The organism is bacterium, from assembly GCA_004299235.1.
In the GTDB taxonomy this organism is placed as follows: Bacteria; Chloroflexota; Dormibacteria; order Dormibacterales; family Dormibacteraceae; genus SCQL01.
In genome coordinates this window covers 36,587-53,396 of the sequence record SCQL01000035.1, presented here as the reverse complement: position 1 = coordinate 53,396, position 16,810 = coordinate 36,587, and the positions used below count along the sequence as shown (strand labels likewise).

Here is a 16,810-nt window from a genome sequence, read left to right as displayed (position 1 = left end):
GAGGTGCGGGCGCGGTTCGAACCGCGCCCGCCGCTGAACCTCGCGCTCACGCTCGGACCGATCGGGCGCGGCGCATGGCTGCGTCTCGAAAACGCCGAGGCCTGGCGCGCCACGCTGACGCCGGAAGGCCCGGCGACCCTTCATCTGCGCCACGGCGGAAGCGCCGTCGACGTCGAGGCGTGGGGCCCGGGCGGTGCATGGGCCGCCGCCAACGCGCCGGCGCTTTGCGGTGAGGAGGACGACGACAGCGCCTTCTTCCCGGGCCACCCGCTGCTCGCCCAGCTCCGCCACCGGCACCCCGGCCTGCGCCTGCCGAAGACACGATCAGTGTTCGAGGCGCTGGTCCCGGCGGTGCTGGCTCAGAAGGTCACGAGCGTCGAGGCCAAGGCCGGGTATCGCGCGCTCGTCGGCGCCCTGGGCGAACCCGCGCCTGGGCCGGTCCGCCTCACGGTGCCGCCGGCTCCGCAAGTCCTTGCGCGCACCCCGTACTGGACCTTTCACCGGTTCGGGATCGAGCGCAGGCGTGCCGAGGTGATCATCCGCGCGGCACGCAGCGCCAACCGGCTCGAAGAAACCGTGGCCATGGACCTCCCGAGGGCATACCGCCGGCTGGAGGCCTTCCCCGGGATCGGTCCGTGGACGGCGGCCAAGGTCGCGCTGGTGGCGCTGGGCGACCCCGATGCCGTGCCCGTGGGCGACTACAACCTCCCGCACAGCGTGGGCTATGCGTTGGAAGGCACCCCGCGGTCGAGCGACGAGCGGATGCTGGAGCTGCTCGAGCCTTACCGGGGCCATCGAGCGCGCGTCATTCGCCTGATCACCGTCGCGGGCATCGGTGCGCCGCGGTTCGGCCCCCGGCAACCGCTCCGAGACATCGTTCACAGCTGAGGCCTCGGGCCTCAGCCGTCGAGCTTCTCTTCGACCAGGGATATGAGCTCGCGCATCCCCGCGCCGTCAAAGATCAGGCGCGCGCCCGCGGCCTTGAACAGTTCGGGCAGGGGGCGGGTGGCGCCAAGTGACAGCGCCTCGCGGTATCTCCGAACCGCATCGCCACGATCGCGCAGGCTGTTGCGCCATACCTGCAGCGCGCCCAGCTGCGCGATCCCGTACTCGATGTAATAGAAGGGGCTAGAGAAAAGGTGCGGCTGCTGGTACCAGCGAGCGATTCGCTCGGCGTCAAGACCGGCCCAGTCGACCGAGCCGCCTTCGAATCGCCGGCGCAGTTCCAGCCACTTGGCGTCGCGCGCGGCGGCATCGCGACCTCCATCGTGCAGATAGATCCAATGCTGGAACGCGTCGACCGAAGCGCAGTGGGGGAAGAACAGCACGATCCCCTCCAGCAGCTCAGATTGTGACCGGCGCGCGTCATCTTCCGTGTAATAGCCGCCGCTGGCCCTGTCGATGTATGGCGCCGCCAGCAGCTCCATCGACATCGACGCGACCTCGGCCATCTCGGATCCAGGGTGTCGCTGAAACAGGAGCGGAAGGCGCGCCGCCTCGAAGGCATGGAAGGCATGGCCCGATTCGTGCAGCAGCGTTCTCACGTCGCCGTCGATGCCAACGGCATTCATGAAGATGAGCGGCATCTTCCTGAACGCCAAGGTCTGGCAGTACCCGCCGGGGGCCTTGCCCTTTCGGTTCTCGAGATCGAGCAGTTTCGCGTCGGCCATGCTCTGGTAGTAGCCGCGAAACTCCGGGTCGACATGCCCGAAGACGCCGGCCGCGCGGTCGATGAAGGTGCCGATGTCGTCGAACGGCGCGAGCGCCGGCCGGCCTTCAGGATCGACCGCGAGGTCCCACGGCCTGAGCTCATCCAGCCGCATCCGGCGCCGTCGCCGGTCCATGATTCGCTCCACCGCCGGCAGCACGGCGGTCTCCACGGCTTCGTGGAACCGCAGGCAGTCATCCGGTGTGTAATCGAAACGATTCTTCTCGCGATGCGCATAGTCGCGGAAGTTTGGGAACCCCGCATTCCACGCCACCTGCTGGCGCAGGTCGTACATGCGGTCGAAGATGCCGGCCAGTACCTCACGCTGCTCGATGTACGGCTTGGCTCGCAGCCTGAAGGCGCGCTCGCGAACCTCGCGGTCTCCGGCCTGAAGAAACGGGAGGAGTTGAGCCGGCGTCTTCTCCTCGCCTGCCCACTCGACGGTCAGCGCGCCATTGATCTTTGACCACTGCGTGCCGAGCGTCGCGAGCTCGGCGAAGAGGGGCACATTGGCCTCGCTGAACAGCTGCATCTGATTCTGGAATCGCCGCACGACCATTTCCAGGCCGGGACGTACATAGCCCAGCTCGACCAGGCGTCTTTGGAGCCGCACGCGCTGCTCCTGAGCCTGGGGCGAGATCTGGGTCCCAAAGCGAAGGTGTGCCGACTCACGCCCCGGGTCCGTGGTGTCACACGAGTAGGCGAAGCTCGCGAGGGCGCCAGCCTCCGACAGCAGCGACTCGACGCGCGACCAGTCGGCAAGCCAGGCTTCCACGTTGTCGTGATCGAGCGGCCGCTCGGCCAGCTCCTCGTAATAGGGACGCACGTCCTCCCAGCTCGCGTTCTCGAACGCATCGGGAGAATCCGGAATTGCCTTCACCACACCTCACCCTCCGATTGCCATCGCCACGCCTGCGGGGCGCCTCATGGTACAGAGGGCCCCGCCCAGCGCCGGGCGCCCGGCTCAGGCCGAAAGCACGGTGTCGACCGCGCGCCAGCAATACCACGCGGCGACGGTGCGGTAGGGGCGAAAGCGATCGCCTTCGGCCTCCAGGAGGCGCGGCGTAAGCAGGTCTTCGAGCTTGTGCGCCAGCGCCCAGCCCTTGCGCACGCCGTAGTCGTCCACCGGCCAGACGTCCAGCCGGCGCAGCTGGAAGATCAGGAACATCTCCGCCGTCCAGCGGCCGATGCCCCTGACCTGCACCAACCGGGCCACCAGCTCGTCGTCCGCCAGCGAATCCACGTCGTCGAGAGGAACCGTTCCATCGCCCACCTTCCGTGCCAGATCGGTGATCGCGGCGGCCTTGGAGCCGCTGACGCCCGCCGAGCGCATCGCTCCTTCGGGCAGCGCCAGCACCGCGGTGGGGGAGAGGCCGTCGCCGAAGAGCTTCAGAAACCGGCCGTGGATCGTCGCCGCGGCGGCTCCAGCCAGCTGCTGATACATGATCGAGCGCACCAGCGCGGCGAAGCTGTCGTCGATGGGATCGCGCAGCTTGGCGGGCCCCACCGCTTTGATGAGCCGCGCCATGGCCGGGTCGCGGCGGGCGACCAGCCGGGTGCCGCGTATCAGCTCCGGCGGCGGATCAGGGCTCAGGCGAACTCGGAGATGAAACTGGCGAACTGGTCAGGCGTCAGCCGGAGCTCATCCTCGCCCAGGTCCTTGAGAGGGCGCTCCGGGATGTGCTCTGTCGTGGCGAAGTCCTCCATCGTCGTGTCGAGGTAGAGCAGCCCGGTCACCAGATGGCCCGCCGAACGTCCCTCTTCGAGCACGTGCATCGCCCCGCGGCGGTCGCTTGGGTCGTGGTCCTCACCCAGCTTCTTGAGCAGGATGTGCGACCCGTCGTGGAGCTCGACATCGCGGATCGTCCCCGGCTCGTAGTCGACGTGGACCTCCTCGTAGAACGGGATGAACGAGACGTCGGCGATCGACTCCTCGTGGTCCTTGACCCAGCTGTAGCTCTTGGTCGACCCGTCGTGGTCGTTGAACGTCACGCAGGGGGAGATGATGTCCAGCACAGCGGTGCCGCGGTGCGCGATGGCGGCCTTGATCAGCGGCACGACCTGCTTGCCGTCGCCGCTGAACGAGCGGGCGACGAAGGAGCAGCCCAAGGTGAGCGCCACGGCGCACGGGTCGATCGGCTGGAAGGTGTTGACCGCGCCCTTCTTCTGCACCGACCCGAGGTCCGCGGTGGCCGAGAACTGACCCTTGGTGAGGCCGTACGTGCCGTTGTCTTCGATGATGTAGGTGCAGTCGATGTTGCGCCTGATCATGTGCATGAACTGGCCGAGCCCGATCGACGCCGTGTCTCCGTCACCCGAGACGCCGAGCATGATCAGCTGGCGGTTGGCAAGCTGGGCACCGGTCGTCAGGGCGGGCATGCGTCCGTGGACGCCGTTGAATCCGTGCGCGGCCTCGACGAAGTACGCGGGGGTCTTCGACGAGCAGCCGATACCTGACATCTTGGCCAGGCGGTGCGGCTCGATGCCCAGCTCGTAAAGCGCCTTGATCAAATGGTTGGTGATCGAGTTGTGGCCGCAGCCCGCGCACAGGGTCGTCGCCGCGCCCTTGTAAGCGTCGCGGGGCAGGCCGATCCGGTTCAGGGTGGCACTCATGCGGGCACGGCCTCCGACTCGAGGAGCGGCTGGGTGATGGCGGCCGCCGGAATGGGCTGGCCGTTGTAGTGGCGGATGGACTTCACTCGATCGACCAGGTGTGCGGGCACCGCCAGGCGGACCAGGTCGTACACCTGGCCGTCTCGGTTTTGCTCGACGACGTATACCCGTTCATGCCGGGAGACGAACTCGACCACCTCGGAGGCCAGAGGCAGTGCGCGCAGGCGCAGGTAGTCCACCGGCCTGTTCGCCGCCGCCAGGCTCTCGCGCGCCTCCACCACCGCCGCATGCGTGGAGCCGAAAGCGATCAGGCCCACGGCCGACCTCGCCGTCTCGTCCACCACGGGGGAGGGCAGCGCGGCGCGCGCGGTCTCCAGCTTGAGCGCCAGCCGATCCATGTTTTGCTGGTACACCTCGGCGCTCTCCGTATAGCGGGCGAACTCGTCGTGCCCGGAACCGCGCGTGAAGTAGCCGGCCGCGGGGTGATCGGTCCCCGGCAGCGTGCGGTATGGCACGCCGTCGCCGTCGACGTCCCGGTAGCGACCCCAGTCGCCGGCGAGGCGCTCGAGGTCGGCTTTGGAGAGGACCTTGCCGCGGTCGAACGGCTTGTCCGGGTACTTGAACTCCGGCGTCATCCACAGGTTCATGCCCAGGTCGAGGTCGGAAAGGACGAACACCGGCGTCTGGAACCGGTCGGCGTGGTCGAACGCGTCCCGAGCGAACTCGTAGCACTCTTCCACCGTCCCGGGCAGCAACACGATGTGCTTGGTGTCGCCGTGCGAAAGCGTGAAGGCGAAGCCGACATCCGCCTGCGAGGTGCGGGTCGGTAGGCCGGTCGACGGCCCGATCCGCTGGATGTCGAAGATCACGACGGGCACCTCGGCGTAGTACGCCAGGCCGGCGAACTCCGCCATCAGCGAGATGCCGGGGCCCGACGTGGAGGTCATTGCGCGCGCGCCCGCCCAGCCCGCGCCGATCGCCATCCCAACCGCCGCCAGCTCGTCTTCCGCCTGTACGACCGAGATGCGCCGCTCGCCCGTCTTGGGGTCGATCCGGAAGCGGTCGGCGTACGCGATGAGGTTCTCGCACAACGAGGACGACGGGGTGATCGGATACCACGCCACGACGGTGACGCCACCCATCAGGGCCCCGATCGCGGCCGCCTGGTTGCCCTCGACAAGGACCCTCCCGTCGACGGCGCCGGTCATCGGCTCGAGCCGGTACGGGTCCTGCTTGGAGAAGTTGTCCTGCCAGTGGTCGAGCCCGATCTTGATCGCGTCGAGGTTCACCTGGACGGCTTTCGGCTTGGACAGGAACTGACGCCTGACGGCGTGCTCGAGCGCCTCCCATGGGATGCCGAGCAGCCCTCCGACCACACCAACGTAGATCATGTTGGCGAGCTGCTTGCGCAGGGTGTCGCTTTGGATCTTCGACTTGGCCAGCTTGGCGAACGGCACCGGGTAGTAGACGACGTCGGAGCGGACGTCAGCCGTGGAGAAAGCCTCCTCGTGGATGACGACGCCGCCGCGACGCACCGTCTTCAGGTCCTCGCGCCAGGTCGCGACGTTGAAGGCGACCAAGATGTCGACCTTGTCCGAGCGGGCCATGTGCCCTTCCGGCGTCACCCGAAGCTGGTACCAGGTGGGCAGGCCTTCGATGTTCGAGGGAAAGACGTTCTTGGGCGCGACGGGGATCCCCATGTGAAAGATCGCCCGAGTCAACACCAGGTTCGCCGTCTGGCTTCCGGAACCGTTGACGGTGGCGGCCTGGATGGTGAGGTCGTTGATGATCTGCTCGGTCAATTCGTCTCTAATGCCCTCTCCCAATCAGGGGAGAGGAGGGCGATTTCTTCACTTGTGGCGAGGGATTAAGAATCTTACGCGCCTGCAAGAATCGACCCCGATTCCTTACAGTCCTCATTCTGTGAGAGTCGCCATTCCGAAGGAACGTGCTCAGGACGAACATCGGGTGGCGCTCGTCCCCGACACCGCGGCCAAGCTCATCGCCGCCCACCTGCAGGTCAGCGTCGAGACCGGCGCCGGTGCCTCGGCGTTCATCGCCGACGAAGTCTATGAGCAAGCCGGGGTCGAGGTCGTCGAGGGCGCGCCCTCGCTGCTGCGGAAGGCGGACGCCGTCCTCAAGGTGCAGGCACCGGCCGCCGCGGAAGTCGACCTGCTCAAGCCGGGATCCGTCCTGATCAGCTTCCTGCAGCCCGCCACGCAGGGCGACGTCGTCAAAGCGCTGGCCGGCCGCGGCGTCACCGCGTTCAGCTTGGAACTGCTGCCGCGCATCTCGCGCGCCCAGTCGATGGATGCGCTGTCGTCCCAGGCTTCAGCCGCCGGCTACAAGGCGGTGCTGATGGCGGCTGAGCGGTTGGGCAAGTTCTTTCCGATGATGATGACCGCCGCCGGCACGGTTGCTCCCGCGCGGGTGCTGGTCATGGGCGCGGGCGTCGCGGGCCTGCAGGCGATCGCGACCGCGCGCCGCCTCGGCGCGGTGGTTTCCGCGTACGACGTGCGCCCGGCCGTCAAAGAGGAGGTGCAGTCGTTGGGCGCGACCTTCATCGCACTGCCGCTCGAGACGCAGGAGGGCGAGGGCGGTTATGCCCGCGAGCAGTCGGAAGAGTTCCTCGGCAAGCAGCGAGAGCTGATCGGCGAGCACGTCGCCAAGTCCGACGTGGTCATCACAACCGCGGCCGTTCCCGGCCGCCGGGCGCCCCTCCTGGTCACCGGGGAGATGGTCAAGGCCATGCGCCCGGGGTCGGTGATCGTCGACCTCGCCGCGGAGACCGGCGGCAACGTGGAGCTGACTCAGGCGGGAAAGGACGTCGACGTCGCGGGAGTCACCATCATCGGCACGCGCAACGTGCCTTCGACGATGCCCCTGCACACCAGCCAGCTGTTCGCCCGCAACGTCGCCAACCTCCTGCTGCACCTGGTCAAGGACGGCGCGATCGCGCTCGACTTCAACGACGAGATCACCAAGGGCAGCTGCGTCACCCACGGCGGCGAGATCGTCAACGAGCGGGCCAGGCAGCTGGTCGGAACAACGTCGTGACCAACGAGCTCCTCAACGAGGTGACCTTCTTCGTCCTGGCGATCTTCGTCGGCATCGAGGTCATCTCCAAGGTGCCGACGATCCTGCACACCCCGCTGATGTCCGGGACGAACGCCATCCACGGCATCATCCTGGTGGGCGCGATCGTGATCGCGTCCGGCGCCAGCTCTCCGGTCACGATCGTCCTCGGCCTGGTCGCGGTGATCCTCGCCACCACCAACGTCGTCGGCGGCTTCGTCGTCACCGACCGGATGCTGGAAATGTTCAAGGGCCGCCAATCGCCCAAGCCGGCCCCGCAAACCCCTCCCGCCAAATGACCGCGGAGTCGCGGCAGGAGGTCGACCTGTGAATCTCGCCATCACGCTCGCCTACCTGGTGGCGGCGGTGCTCTTCATCCTCGGCCTGAAGCAGCTGAGCTCGCCCAAGGGCGCCCGCAACGGGAACTTCACGGCCGCGGTGGGCATGGTAATCGCCCTCGGCGCCACGATCCCGCTGCTCCACTTCACGACCACCGGGCTGGTCGTCATCGCGATCGGCGTGCTGATCGGCGCGATCGTCGGCAGCGTCGGGGCCCGCATGGTGAAGATGACCGCCATCCCGCAGATGGTCGCCCTCTTCAACGGCGTGGGCGGCGGGGCGGCGGCGCTCGTCGCGGTCGCGGAGCTGCTCGGTTTCGGCGTCCACCCGGCCTTCTCCGAAGCGTTCCCCAGCGTCTTCAGCATCGTCATCGGCTCGGTGTCATTCGCGGGCAGCATGGTGGCCTTCGCCAAGCTCCAGGAGCTCATGACCGGCACCCCCATCACCTATCCCGGCCAGCAGCTCGTGAACGGCCTGCTCGCCGCCGCGATCGTCGGCTTCGTCATCGCCGTCCTGGCCATCGCCTCCATCCCGTTCTCCTTCCTGTCCCTGATGGTCCTCGCCCTGGTGCTTGGCGTGGCTTTCGTGCTGCCGATCGGTGGCGCCGACATGCCGGTCGTGATCTCCCTGCTGAACGCGTTCACCGGCCTTGCCGTGGCCGCCAGCGGTTTCACGCTCAACAACTTCGCGCTCATCGTCGCGGGCACGCTGGTCGGCGCCTCCGGCAGCCTCCTGACCAAGCTCATGAGCGACGCCATGGGCCGCTCGCTCGCCAACGTGCTGTTCGGCGCCTTCGGCCAGACGCACGCCGGCGCCGCCGTCGCGGCCGGCAAGGAGGGTCGCAGCGTGCGCTCAGGGTCGGCCGAGGACATCGGCACGCTGCTGGCCTACTCGCGGCGCGTGATCATCGTCCCGGGTTACGGCCTGGCGGTCGCCCAGGCGCAGCATGCCGCGCGGGAGCTGGCGGAGCTGCTGGAGAAGCGCGGCGTCGAGGTGGCGTACGCGATCCATCCCGTCGCCGGCCGCATGCCCGGTCACATGAACGTTCTCCTCGCCGAGGCCAATGTGCCTTACGAGCAGCTCAAGGAGATGGATCAGATCAACGACGAGTTCAAGAACGCGGACGTGGCGTTGATCGTCGGCGCCAACGACGTCGTCAACCCATCGGCGCGCAATGCACCGGGCAGCCCGATCTACGGCATGCCGATTCTCAACGCCGACCAGGCCAAGAACATCATTTTCATGAAGCGTTCGATGCGGCCGGGATTCGCGGGCATCGACAACGACCTCATGTACGACCCGAAGACGGTCATGTTCTTCGGCGACGCCAAGGACTCGCTGACGAAGCTGGTGAGCGCGATCAAGGCTGCGTAAAGAAAGCGAGCCTCCCGCCAAGTGGTAGGAGGCTCGCGCCGCGAAGAGGGTGTGGTGGTGCGAATGGTAGGCGGTGATCTGACAGTTGGTTAGTGGCCGGGCCACAAAGTCCAGGCCCAGCGGTTGTGCTCCCTGCCGTGCCGCCAATGGGCGGTCAGGACGGGCAGGGTGTGAGACCATCGAGACGTGATGGCCGGCGAGCTGACGCCCGTACCGGTCGAACCCAAATCGGCAAGCCGGGAATTCTGGGCGCGCTATCACGCCTACCGCCGCGTGCGGCAGATGGAAACGCGCCCCGACGATCCGATCCGGCCCGACCGTCTGGAAGAGGCGCGCATGAAGCGCGACAGCCCTTTCGACTTCGAGTACCGGTACGAGATCGCGCGAGACGGCGTGGCCCTGAGCTGGTTCACAGCTGAAACCATGAGGCCGGGGGCTCCGGGCTACGACTCCAACCGGCACCTGTTCGCGGCGGATTGGTCGGTGCATCCTGAGCATCGCCGGCGGGGCCTCGGGGCATCATGGGTGCCGCTTGTCCTTGAGCTGATGGATCGGCATGGCTGCACGGTGCTGACCCTGGCTTCGGAAGAGGAATCCGGCCATGCGTTCATGAAGTGGCTGAGGGCCGAGGCGAAGTTCCAGGGGGCGGAGAACAGGCTCGACCTCGCCGGCGTTGACTGGGGCATGGTCCGGCGGTGGATCGATGAGGGCGCCAGGCGCTCGCCCCAGACCCGCCTCGAGATTTACGACGGTCATCTGCCGGAGGCGATGTGGTCCGACTTCACGCTTCAGCTCAGCGGCCTTCTGAACACCGTGCCTTTCGAAAATCTCGACCACGGCGAGATCGTGATCACGCCCGACCATATGCGCGACTGGTATGCCCGGCTGGACCTTGGTGACGAGTGTCAGCACACGGTGATCGCGCGCGAGCCGGATGGCGTCATCGCCGGCATGACGGACGTGCTTTGGAGGCCGCATCGGCCGGCGATCATCGATCAGCAGTTCACCGGCGTGCGGCCGGACGCGCGCGGCCGCGGCATCGGCAAATGGATCAAGGCCGCGATGCTTGCGCACCTTCGTGAGCTCTACCCAGACGCTCGGTGGGTCGCCACGGACAACGCCGGCTCGAATGCGCCGATGCTGGCCATCAACAAGAAGCTCGGCTTCAAGCAGTTCAGGGCCGGCACCGAATATCAGATGAGCCGCGACGCGCTGGCGGCTCGGGTGGAGCAGCTCGGGGCGAAGGCCTAGCTGATCACGCGCGCCGGCTGCGCTGAATGCTGCGCACGAGCAGGATGATCCCGATAACGATGAGCAACGCCGGCAGCGCAGCCTTGCCGAAGGCCCCGTAATCCAACCCGCTGATTCCGAGGATGGATTCGAACAGGACGAATCCGATCAGGAAGATCAGCGCGCCGACGAACATCAGGGAGCGCCCGCGCCGCAACCTCGAGACGTCGCGGTCGCGAAGGGCTTGCAGATACATGCCCAGGCCGACGCCGCCGGGCGCGATGAGGGCCCAGGCGAATGCCCAGCTCGGCCAGTCGCCGGAACTGCTCTGATAGGCGAGCACGAGCCCGAGCATCGTGACGATGCCGCCCGGAATCGATGCCCCCGCGCCGCCCCTGAGGAACCCGACCACCAGCAGGGTGAGGCCCGGGATGATCACGAACAGCGGCCAGCCGTAGGTGCTCAGGTCGATGCCGAACATGACGATGGCCAGAGCGAAGATGCCCACGACGACGAGCACCACCCCGAGGGCGGCGCTGGAGCCCCCCCGGCGCGGTCGTGCTGGCGGTGGTGCGGGCACGGCCACCGGCTGCGGCTCCGCGGCGACGAAGGGAGGCGGCGCTTGGGGGGGCGGGGCGGAGGTTGCCACGGCATCGCCCTCGGCCGGCGGTTCGGTGGCTTGCGATATCGGCGCGACCGGCTCGCCGGCCTCCGCCGGCGGTTCCGCACCCTCGGCGGGCTTGCCGGGCCTGGAGGCGAATATGTCCGGACTGCCCGCGAGCCAATCCGGGCTGACGTGCGCCATGTCCTCTTTCACGGCGCTGTCGTCATCGGTGGCGGTCGTGTCTTCGATCGCGGGCGGCTGGCCTGTGCCGGCCGGGGTGCGGCCCAGGCCGGCGCGCTTCCTCTTGCTCATCACGCCACAGATTAACCGGCAATGCCGGCGTAGCTTGCGGTTGGTTACAAGCCGGATCTGAACATCGGATTCACCGGGCCGTGCCCGTGGCCGAGCTCGAGTGAGCGCTCGATCGCTCCGCTGATGAACCCCTTGGCCTCGCGTACGGCGACGAGCGGATCGAGCCCCCTCGCCAGGCCGGCGGCGATCGCGGCGGAAAAGACGCACCCGCTGCCATGCGTGTTCGAGGTGGAGATGCGCGCGGCCGGAAGCTCCACCAGCTGGGCGCCGTCCCAGTAGACGTCCGTCGCTTCCGCATCCGCATGGCCGCCCTTGACCACCGCCACGCGAGGGCCGAGCGCCACCAGGTCGCGCGCCGCCTGGCGACGCTCGGCCAGGGTGCGAATCGTGCGGCCGAGAAGCACCTCCGCCTCTGGGAGATTGGGCGTGATCACAGCGGCCAGTGGGAGCAGGCGGGTGCGCAGCGCGTCGACCGCATCGTCGCGCAGCAGCCTGGCGCCGCCTTTCGCCACCATCACGGGGTCGACGACGAGGGCGCGGATGCCGTGCTCCTCGATCGCGCGAGCCACCGTCTCGATGATCTGCGAGCTCGCCAGCATGCCCGTTTTGGCGGCTTGAACGCCGATGTCCTCGACCACGGCCGCGATCTGAGCGCGAATCAACCCGGCGGGAAGCTCAAAGATCTCGGTGACGGTGACGGTGTTCTGCGCGGTGATCGCCGTGATCGCGGACGTTCCGTGCACGCCCAGGGCCGCGAACGTCTTGAGGTCGGCCTGAATGCCGGCGCCGCCACCCGAGTCGGAACCGGCGATGGTGAGGGCGACCGGGAGCTTCACGGCCGCACGCGGCCTTCCCCGAACCGGATGCGGCGGCCGCCCCAATACAGCGCGGCGGCCACGGCGATGCTCATGACGCCGCTGACGTCGGCGCCATGCAGGCCGGCGATCAGTCCCTCGTTGAAAAAGCTCGGCTTCGCGACCAGGTTGCTGAACAGGTTGTCGTAGTTGACGAACAGCAGGCTGACGGCCGTCCCGGCCAGCCAGGCGGCCAGCCCGAGCCCAAGCCGTGCCCGGCCTTCGAAAACAAAGAAGCTCAGCAGCACGACCGCCGCCCAGGCGGGCGCCCACAGGTACGTGAGGATCAGAAAATCCTCGTAGGCGAGGTGAAAGTCGCTCACGAGCACCGCGTACGCGGCCAGCGCGGTGCCGAGGACGCCGCAGCCCAGGGCGGTCTGCCAGCGCTCGAGCTTGATCCCCATCGCGAGTGAGACCAGGCCGGCGGTGTACACGTCCAGGTAGTTGGCCCAGATCTCGCCCACGACGACGAAGATGAAAAACGGGATGGCGACCCAGGCCGGTGCGTGGGCGCTGATCACCGCGAGCACGCCCTGGTCGGCGGCGAGCTTGGCGTCGATCGTCGGCAGCAGCAGGCCGAACAGTCCGAGCAGGACCATCGGCAGCGTGACTCCGACCACCGGCCACAAGGTCACCGACCTCGCCGGGCTCGATGCCGGCAGGTAGCGCGAATAATCGCTGGCGAACGGGTACCAGGACGCGACCAGCGCGAAGCAGGTCATGAAGCCGAGCACGAAGGCGCCCGGCAGGTCTGCGCCTGATGCGGTCGGTCCCTGGCCCCAGTGGAACTGCGGCGCGAGGAAGACGAACAGCGCGGCCGACAGCACCGCGAAAATGACGGCGCCGTAGGTTTCCAAGACCTTGATGGTCTGGTGGCCGAAGATCGCCACCGCGACGCTGACCGCGGCGATCAGGATCACCAGCCCGAAGGTGACGAGCCGGTTGCCGCCGCCGAAGAGCTGCGCCCCGGCCTGCGCCGCGATCACGCAATCGACCGCGAACCAGCCGATGGCCAGGAACAGGGTGAGCGCCGCCCCGAGATAGGAACCGCGACGGCCGAAGATGCTGCGCGTGAAGATGATCTGCGGCAGCCCCGACCGCGGCCCGGTGTTGCTGAGCAGGCCCAAGATCACGGCCGCGGCGACGGTGCCCAGCGCGGCGGCCAAAAGGCCGTCCCACACGCCCAGTCCGTAATAGGTCGTCAGCAGGCTGGCGGTGAAAAGGCTGGCGTAGTTGACGAACGCTCCGGCCCAGAGGAATGCGAGCTCACGCGGCGCGCCGTGCCGCTCGGCGGCCGGGATGGCGTCGATGCCGCGGCTCTCGACCTTGCCGAAGACGTCCGTTGCAATCGCTGGCGTAGCGAAATCGCTCATCGTTCTCCCTCCGCTGGCATTACCCAGATCAGGTTCATGCGGTCGGCGCTGCTGGCGCCCTCTCAGCCCGTTACATGCGAGCTCCCGCTGGCAGCCGATGTTACATGGATCCGTCCGCCCAAGGCTCGGCCGAGGGGCCCATGCGTCCTGGGTGCTGCTCCTTTATGAAGCCGTCGCGGCCTCGCGTGCGATTCCATGCGCGCCCCAGCCGTTCAGAGCGTTCATGAATAGGCCGGGCGTTTCCATCATCGGCACATGGCCGACTCCCTCGAGCACCTTGAGCGTCCATTCCGGCCGCCGGCGGGCGAGCTTACGGGCGGCGGCGATCGGAATGAGTCGATCGAGGTCGCCGTGGATCACGAGCGTTGGTGCTGTCACGTGGGCGGCCCGCGCCCAGAAGCGTGGATCCGCCATGCGGAACGCGATCGAGCGCGTCGCCTGCAGGAAGGCCCGGCCGTTCTGGCGTCCCAGGCGCTCTCGCTCACGCGTCAGCTGGACATGCGCCGCGACGACCGCGGGATCGACGCAAGACGGGTCCGCGCAGACCAGGGCGAGCGTCTCGCGCACCAGGCGCTCGGCGCCGAGCTCCCGCGCCCGCCGGTCGAGCAGGGTTTGAGCGAGGCCGGGGATCGACAGCGCAGCCATGACTCCGAGCATGGCCGGCTTGGGCCGCTGGACCCGGACGCCGGGGATCGCGGGGTCGACCAGGACCAGCGTCGTCACCCAGTCCGGGTGGTCGGCAGCTTCGAGGATCGCGATGTGGCCTCCCATCGAGTTGCCCATCAGCACCACCGGCTCGCCGATCACGTTCTCGATGAACGAGTGGACCAGTTCCGCGTTGGCGCCGACCGCCGCGGAGCGCTTGAACAGCGGGGTACGCCCGAAGCCTGCCAGGTCGAGCGCCAGGGCGTGGTGGGTCTTGGCCACCTCGGGCCCGACGGACATCCAGTTGAGAGCGCTGCCGCCAAGCCCGTGGACCATGAGCAGCGGTTTGCCGTCGCCCCCGAAGTCGACGTAGTGAACCGGCCCTTCCAGGTCAACGGTTTTATGGCGCAATGCGTCAATAATAAATGCCCTCTCCCCTTGGGGAGAGGCCCGGTGAGGGGGCCGCCGGAACCGGCAAGCACCAGCTCGCCCCTATTGGGGAGGGGCCGCCGGAACCGGCAAGCACCAGCTCGCCCCTATTGGCCGCCCGAACCGGCAAGCACCAGCTCGCCCCTCTCGGTGAGGGGGCCGCCGGAACCGGCAAGCACCAGCTCGCCCCTCTCGGCCGCCCGAACCGGCAAGCACCAGCTCGCCTAGTCATCTGGCGCCGCCAAGATTTCCAGGACGGCGGCGCCATAGCGCTCGAGCTTGGATCGGCCGATGCCGGGCAGAGTCCCCATGGCGACCAGGTCCGCGGGCCGTCGAGCGGCCAGCTCGGACAGCGTCCGGTCGTGAAACACGACGTAGGCAGGCACTCCCTGACGGCGGGCGACCTCAGCCCGCCAGGCGCGAAGGCGCTGGAAAAGGACCGGATCCGGGCCGGGGCTGAGGGCCGCTTGGTGGTCCTGCTCGATCGCGACCTCGATCGTCTCCAAGCCGCCGAGAATGGCGCGCCCGCGCTCGGTCAGCCCGACCATCGGGTACTGGCCCGAGCTTTGAGCGAGGCAACCGGCCGCCACCAGCTCTTCGAGCAGACGGCGGATCCAGGCCGGGCTCCATTCCGACATCGACCCGTAAGCGGGCACGTTGACCACCCACGGCTGATCGCGAATGAAACGGTTCGCCTTGCCGGCCAGGATGGCAGCGAGGTTGACGATCCCGACCCGGCTCGAAAATCTCGCCGCGCCCGCGAGTGCGGCGCGGGTGAACCTGGCGTCGACTTGGGAGGTCTTGTCCGCGGCGACCGCTCCGTGCTCGCAGTTGTCGCACGAACGGCAGGAGCGTTCGGCCGTCGGCTCGCCGAAGTAGTCGGTGATGTAGGCATGGCGGCACGAGCGCAGCTGAGCGAAGGCGATCATTTTCGCGAGCTTGGTGTAGGCGTGCCGCTTCAGCGCCGCACGCTGTGGGAAGTCGAGTCGAGGGGGGTCGAAAGGACCGACGCTGCCGTCGCTCCGCAGAGCCCCCGCGGTCTGGAGCAGCCGCTTCGACGCCTCCAGTGATCTCCATGCGGAGTCCGGCAGGAGCGCCCTGAGCTCTTCAGGGTCGGAGTTCCAGACTCCGAGCCTCGAGTAGGCGGTATGAGCGCTGATCACGTCGCTGAGCTCCGGGAAGGCCATTTCGATGAAATAGACCTGGAGGTCGCGATCCTTCGCCGAGTGGATCAGCAGGCACAGGGCCGGCCGGCCGTCGCGGCCCGCGCGTCCAACCTCCTGGTAGTAGGCCTCGACGCTGCCCGGATAGCCGACGTGGATGACCTGCCGGATGTCGGGGAAGTCGACGCCCATCCCAAACGCGCTGGTGGCGACGACGACACGGAGGTCTCGAGCCGCGAATCCCTCCTGGATCCGGCGGCGGCTCACGTCCGGCAGCCGCCCGTGATAGGCGGCGGCGGGGAAGCCCCACCGGCTGATGGCGGCGGCCGTGTCCTCCGCGCCCTTGACCGTCCCGGTGTAGACGAGCGCGCGTCCATCGCCGGGATTCAGGCGGCGCCGGAGTTCCTCGATCCGCCCCTCGCGCCCGCGGGCCGCGACGGCGGCGAGCTTCAGGTTGGGCCGGTTGAAGCCGGTGACCATGACCAGCGGATCACGCAGGCCCAGGTTGGACGCGATGTCGACCCGGACGTCCGGCGTCGCGGTCGCCGTGAAGGCGCCGATCGGCGGCCGGCCGCATGCCTCCATCGCGCCGCCGATCAGGCGGTAGTCAGGTCGGAAATCGTGGCCCCAGCTGGAGATGCAATGCGCCTCGTCGACGATGAAGCGCCGGACGGCAAGAGCCGCCAGCCTGGCCGTGAAGCCCGGCCGGCTGAATCGCTCCGGCGCGACGTACAGGAGCTGATACGCCCCTCTCGACGCCGCCTCCAGGCGCCCCCGCTGCTCGGCCGAGCCGAGCGTCGAGTTGATGAACGCGGCCCTGACGCCGTGGCCGGCCAGCCGATCCACCTGGTCCTTCATGAGCGCGATCAGGGGCGAGACCACGACCGTGAGCCCGTCCCCCAGGATTGCCGGTACCCAGTAGCTCAGGCTCTTGCCCGAGCCGGTCGGCGCGACGGCGAGCACGTCGCGGCCGCTCATCTGGGCCGCCACCACCTCGGCCTGCCCGGGTCGGAACGATTCCAGGTGGAAGACGTCGTTCAGGACTTGCTCAGGGGTCACAGGCCACCGCGCCAGTGTGAACTCGACCGAGG

General features: G+C 68.1%; 14 protein-coding genes and 1 riboswitch. Of the genes, 5 read left to right on the top strand and 9 right to left on the bottom strand.

What is annotated here, in order from left to right; all coding sequences use genetic code 11:
* Positions 1–3 precede the first annotated feature (3 nt).
* Entirely contained in the window at positions 4–888 is an 885-nt protein-coding gene (locus tag EPN29_13500; GenBank protein ID TAN31441.1) for a DNA-3-methyladenine glycosylase 2 family protein, read from the top strand.
* 11 nt (positions 889–899) lie between these two features.
* Here EPN29_13500 and EPN29_13495 read toward each other — a convergent pair whose 3' ends face one another.
* The 4 genes from EPN29_13495 to EPN29_13480 all read right to left on the bottom strand — a co-directional run bounded on the left by EPN29_13495 (position 900) and on the right by EPN29_13480 (position 6,147).
* Positions 900–2,591, bottom strand: coding sequence for a M3 family oligoendopeptidase (locus EPN29_13495; GenBank protein ID TAN31438.1), 1,692 nt, complete (start codon positions 2,589–2,591; stop codon positions 900–902).
* Between the two features lie 81 nt (positions 2,592–2,672).
* Entirely contained in the window at positions 2,673–3,236 is a 564-nt protein-coding gene (locus EPN29_13490) for a DNA-3-methyladenine glycosylase 2 family protein (protein TAN31437.1), read from the bottom strand.
* Between the two features lie 62 nt (positions 3,237–3,298).
* Entirely contained in the window at positions 3,299–4,321 is a 1,023-nt protein-coding gene (locus EPN29_13485) for a 2-oxoacid:ferredoxin oxidoreductase subunit beta (protein TAN31436.1), read from the bottom strand.
* Positions 4,318–6,147 carry a 2-oxoacid:acceptor oxidoreductase subunit alpha gene (locus EPN29_13480; protein TAN31435.1) on the bottom strand — a complete coding sequence of 610 codons (1,830 nt, stop codon included), beginning with the start codon at positions 6,145–6,147 and terminating at the stop codon, positions 4,318–4,320. The genes EPN29_13485 and EPN29_13480 overlap by 4 nt, the downstream gene beginning before the upstream one ends.
* 97 nt (positions 6,148–6,244) lie before the next feature.
* On the opposite strand from EPN29_13480, the gene EPN29_13475 reads away from it, so the two are divergent.
* The 4 genes from EPN29_13475 to EPN29_13460 all read left to right on the top strand — a co-directional run bounded on the left by EPN29_13475 (position 6,245) and on the right by EPN29_13460 (position 10,360).
* On the top strand, positions 6,245–7,378 hold the full coding sequence (locus EPN29_13475; protein TAN31434.1) for a Re/Si-specific NAD(P)(+) transhydrogenase subunit alpha: 1,134 nt from the start codon (positions 6,245–6,247) through the stop codon (positions 7,376–7,378).
* Positions 7,375–7,695 (top strand): NAD(P) transhydrogenase subunit alpha, encoded by a 321-nt coding sequence (locus EPN29_13470; protein ID TAN31433.1) that lies wholly within the window; start codon positions 7,375–7,377, stop codon positions 7,693–7,695. The genes EPN29_13475 and EPN29_13470 overlap by 4 nt, the downstream gene beginning before the upstream one ends.
* A gap of 28 nt (positions 7,696–7,723) precedes the next feature.
* Positions 7,724–9,109, top strand: a complete 1,386-nt coding sequence (locus EPN29_13465; GenBank protein ID TAN31432.1) for an NAD(P)(+) transhydrogenase (Re/Si-specific) subunit beta — start codon at positions 7,724–7,726, stop codon at positions 9,107–9,109.
* A 186-nt stretch (positions 9,110–9,295) separates the two neighbouring features.
* Positions 9,296–10,360 (top strand): GNAT family N-acetyltransferase, encoded by a 1,065-nt coding sequence (locus tag EPN29_13460; protein TAN31431.1) that lies wholly within the window; start codon positions 9,296–9,298, stop codon positions 10,358–10,360.
* A gap of 4 nt (positions 10,361–10,364) precedes the next feature.
* On the opposite strand, the gene EPN29_13455 is transcribed toward EPN29_13460, so the two are convergent.
* The 5 genes from EPN29_13455 to EPN29_13435 form a co-directional block, all read right to left on the bottom strand.
* Positions 10,365–11,255: a hypothetical protein gene (locus EPN29_13455; GenBank protein TAN31430.1), complete on the bottom strand. Its 891-nt coding sequence runs from the start codon at positions 11,253–11,255 to the stop codon at positions 10,365–10,367.
* 44 nt (positions 11,256–11,299) lie between these two features.
* Complete coding sequence (gene thiD / locus EPN29_13450) at positions 11,300–12,091, bottom strand: bifunctional hydroxymethylpyrimidine kinase/phosphomethylpyrimidine kinase (protein ID TAN31429.1); 792 nt, start codon at positions 12,089–12,091, stop codon at positions 11,300–11,302.
* Positions 12,088–13,482, bottom strand: a complete 1,395-nt coding sequence (locus tag EPN29_13445; protein TAN31428.1) for a hypothetical protein — start codon at positions 13,480–13,482, stop codon at positions 12,088–12,090. The genes thiD and EPN29_13445 overlap by 4 nt, the downstream gene beginning before the upstream one ends.
* Positions 13,471–13,580: riboswitch (TPP riboswitch) on the bottom strand. (Overlaps the previous gene by 12 nt.)
* 64 nt (positions 13,581–13,644) lie before the next feature.
* Positions 13,645–14,538: an alpha/beta hydrolase gene (locus tag EPN29_13440; protein ID TAN31427.1), complete on the bottom strand. Its 894-nt coding sequence runs from the start codon at positions 14,536–14,538 to the stop codon at positions 13,645–13,647.
* 242 nt (positions 14,539–14,780) lie between these two features.
* On the bottom strand, positions 14,781–16,778 hold the full coding sequence (locus EPN29_13435) for an ATP-dependent DNA helicase RecQ (GenBank protein ID TAN31426.1): 1,998 nt from the start codon (positions 16,776–16,778) through the stop codon (positions 14,781–14,783).
* Between the last annotated feature and the right edge of the window lie 32 nt (positions 16,779–16,810).

Excerpts from the sequence above, each read along its gene's own strand:
- EPN29_13490 (TAN31437.1), bottom strand. The coding sequence starts at position 3,236 with ATGGCGCGGCTCATCAAAGCGGTGGGGCCCGCCAAGCTGCGCGATCCC.
- EPN29_13485 (TAN31436.1), bottom strand. The coding sequence starts at position 4,321 with ATGAGTGCCACCCTGAACCGGATCGGCCTGCCCCGCGACGCTTACAAG.
- EPN29_13455 (TAN31430.1), bottom strand. The coding sequence starts at position 11,255 with ATGAGCAAGAGGAAGCGCGCCGGCCTGGGCCGCACCCCGGCCGGCACA.
- EPN29_13445 (TAN31428.1), bottom strand. The coding sequence starts at position 13,482 with ATGAGCGATTTCGCTACGCCAGCGATTGCAACGGACGTCTTCGGCAAG.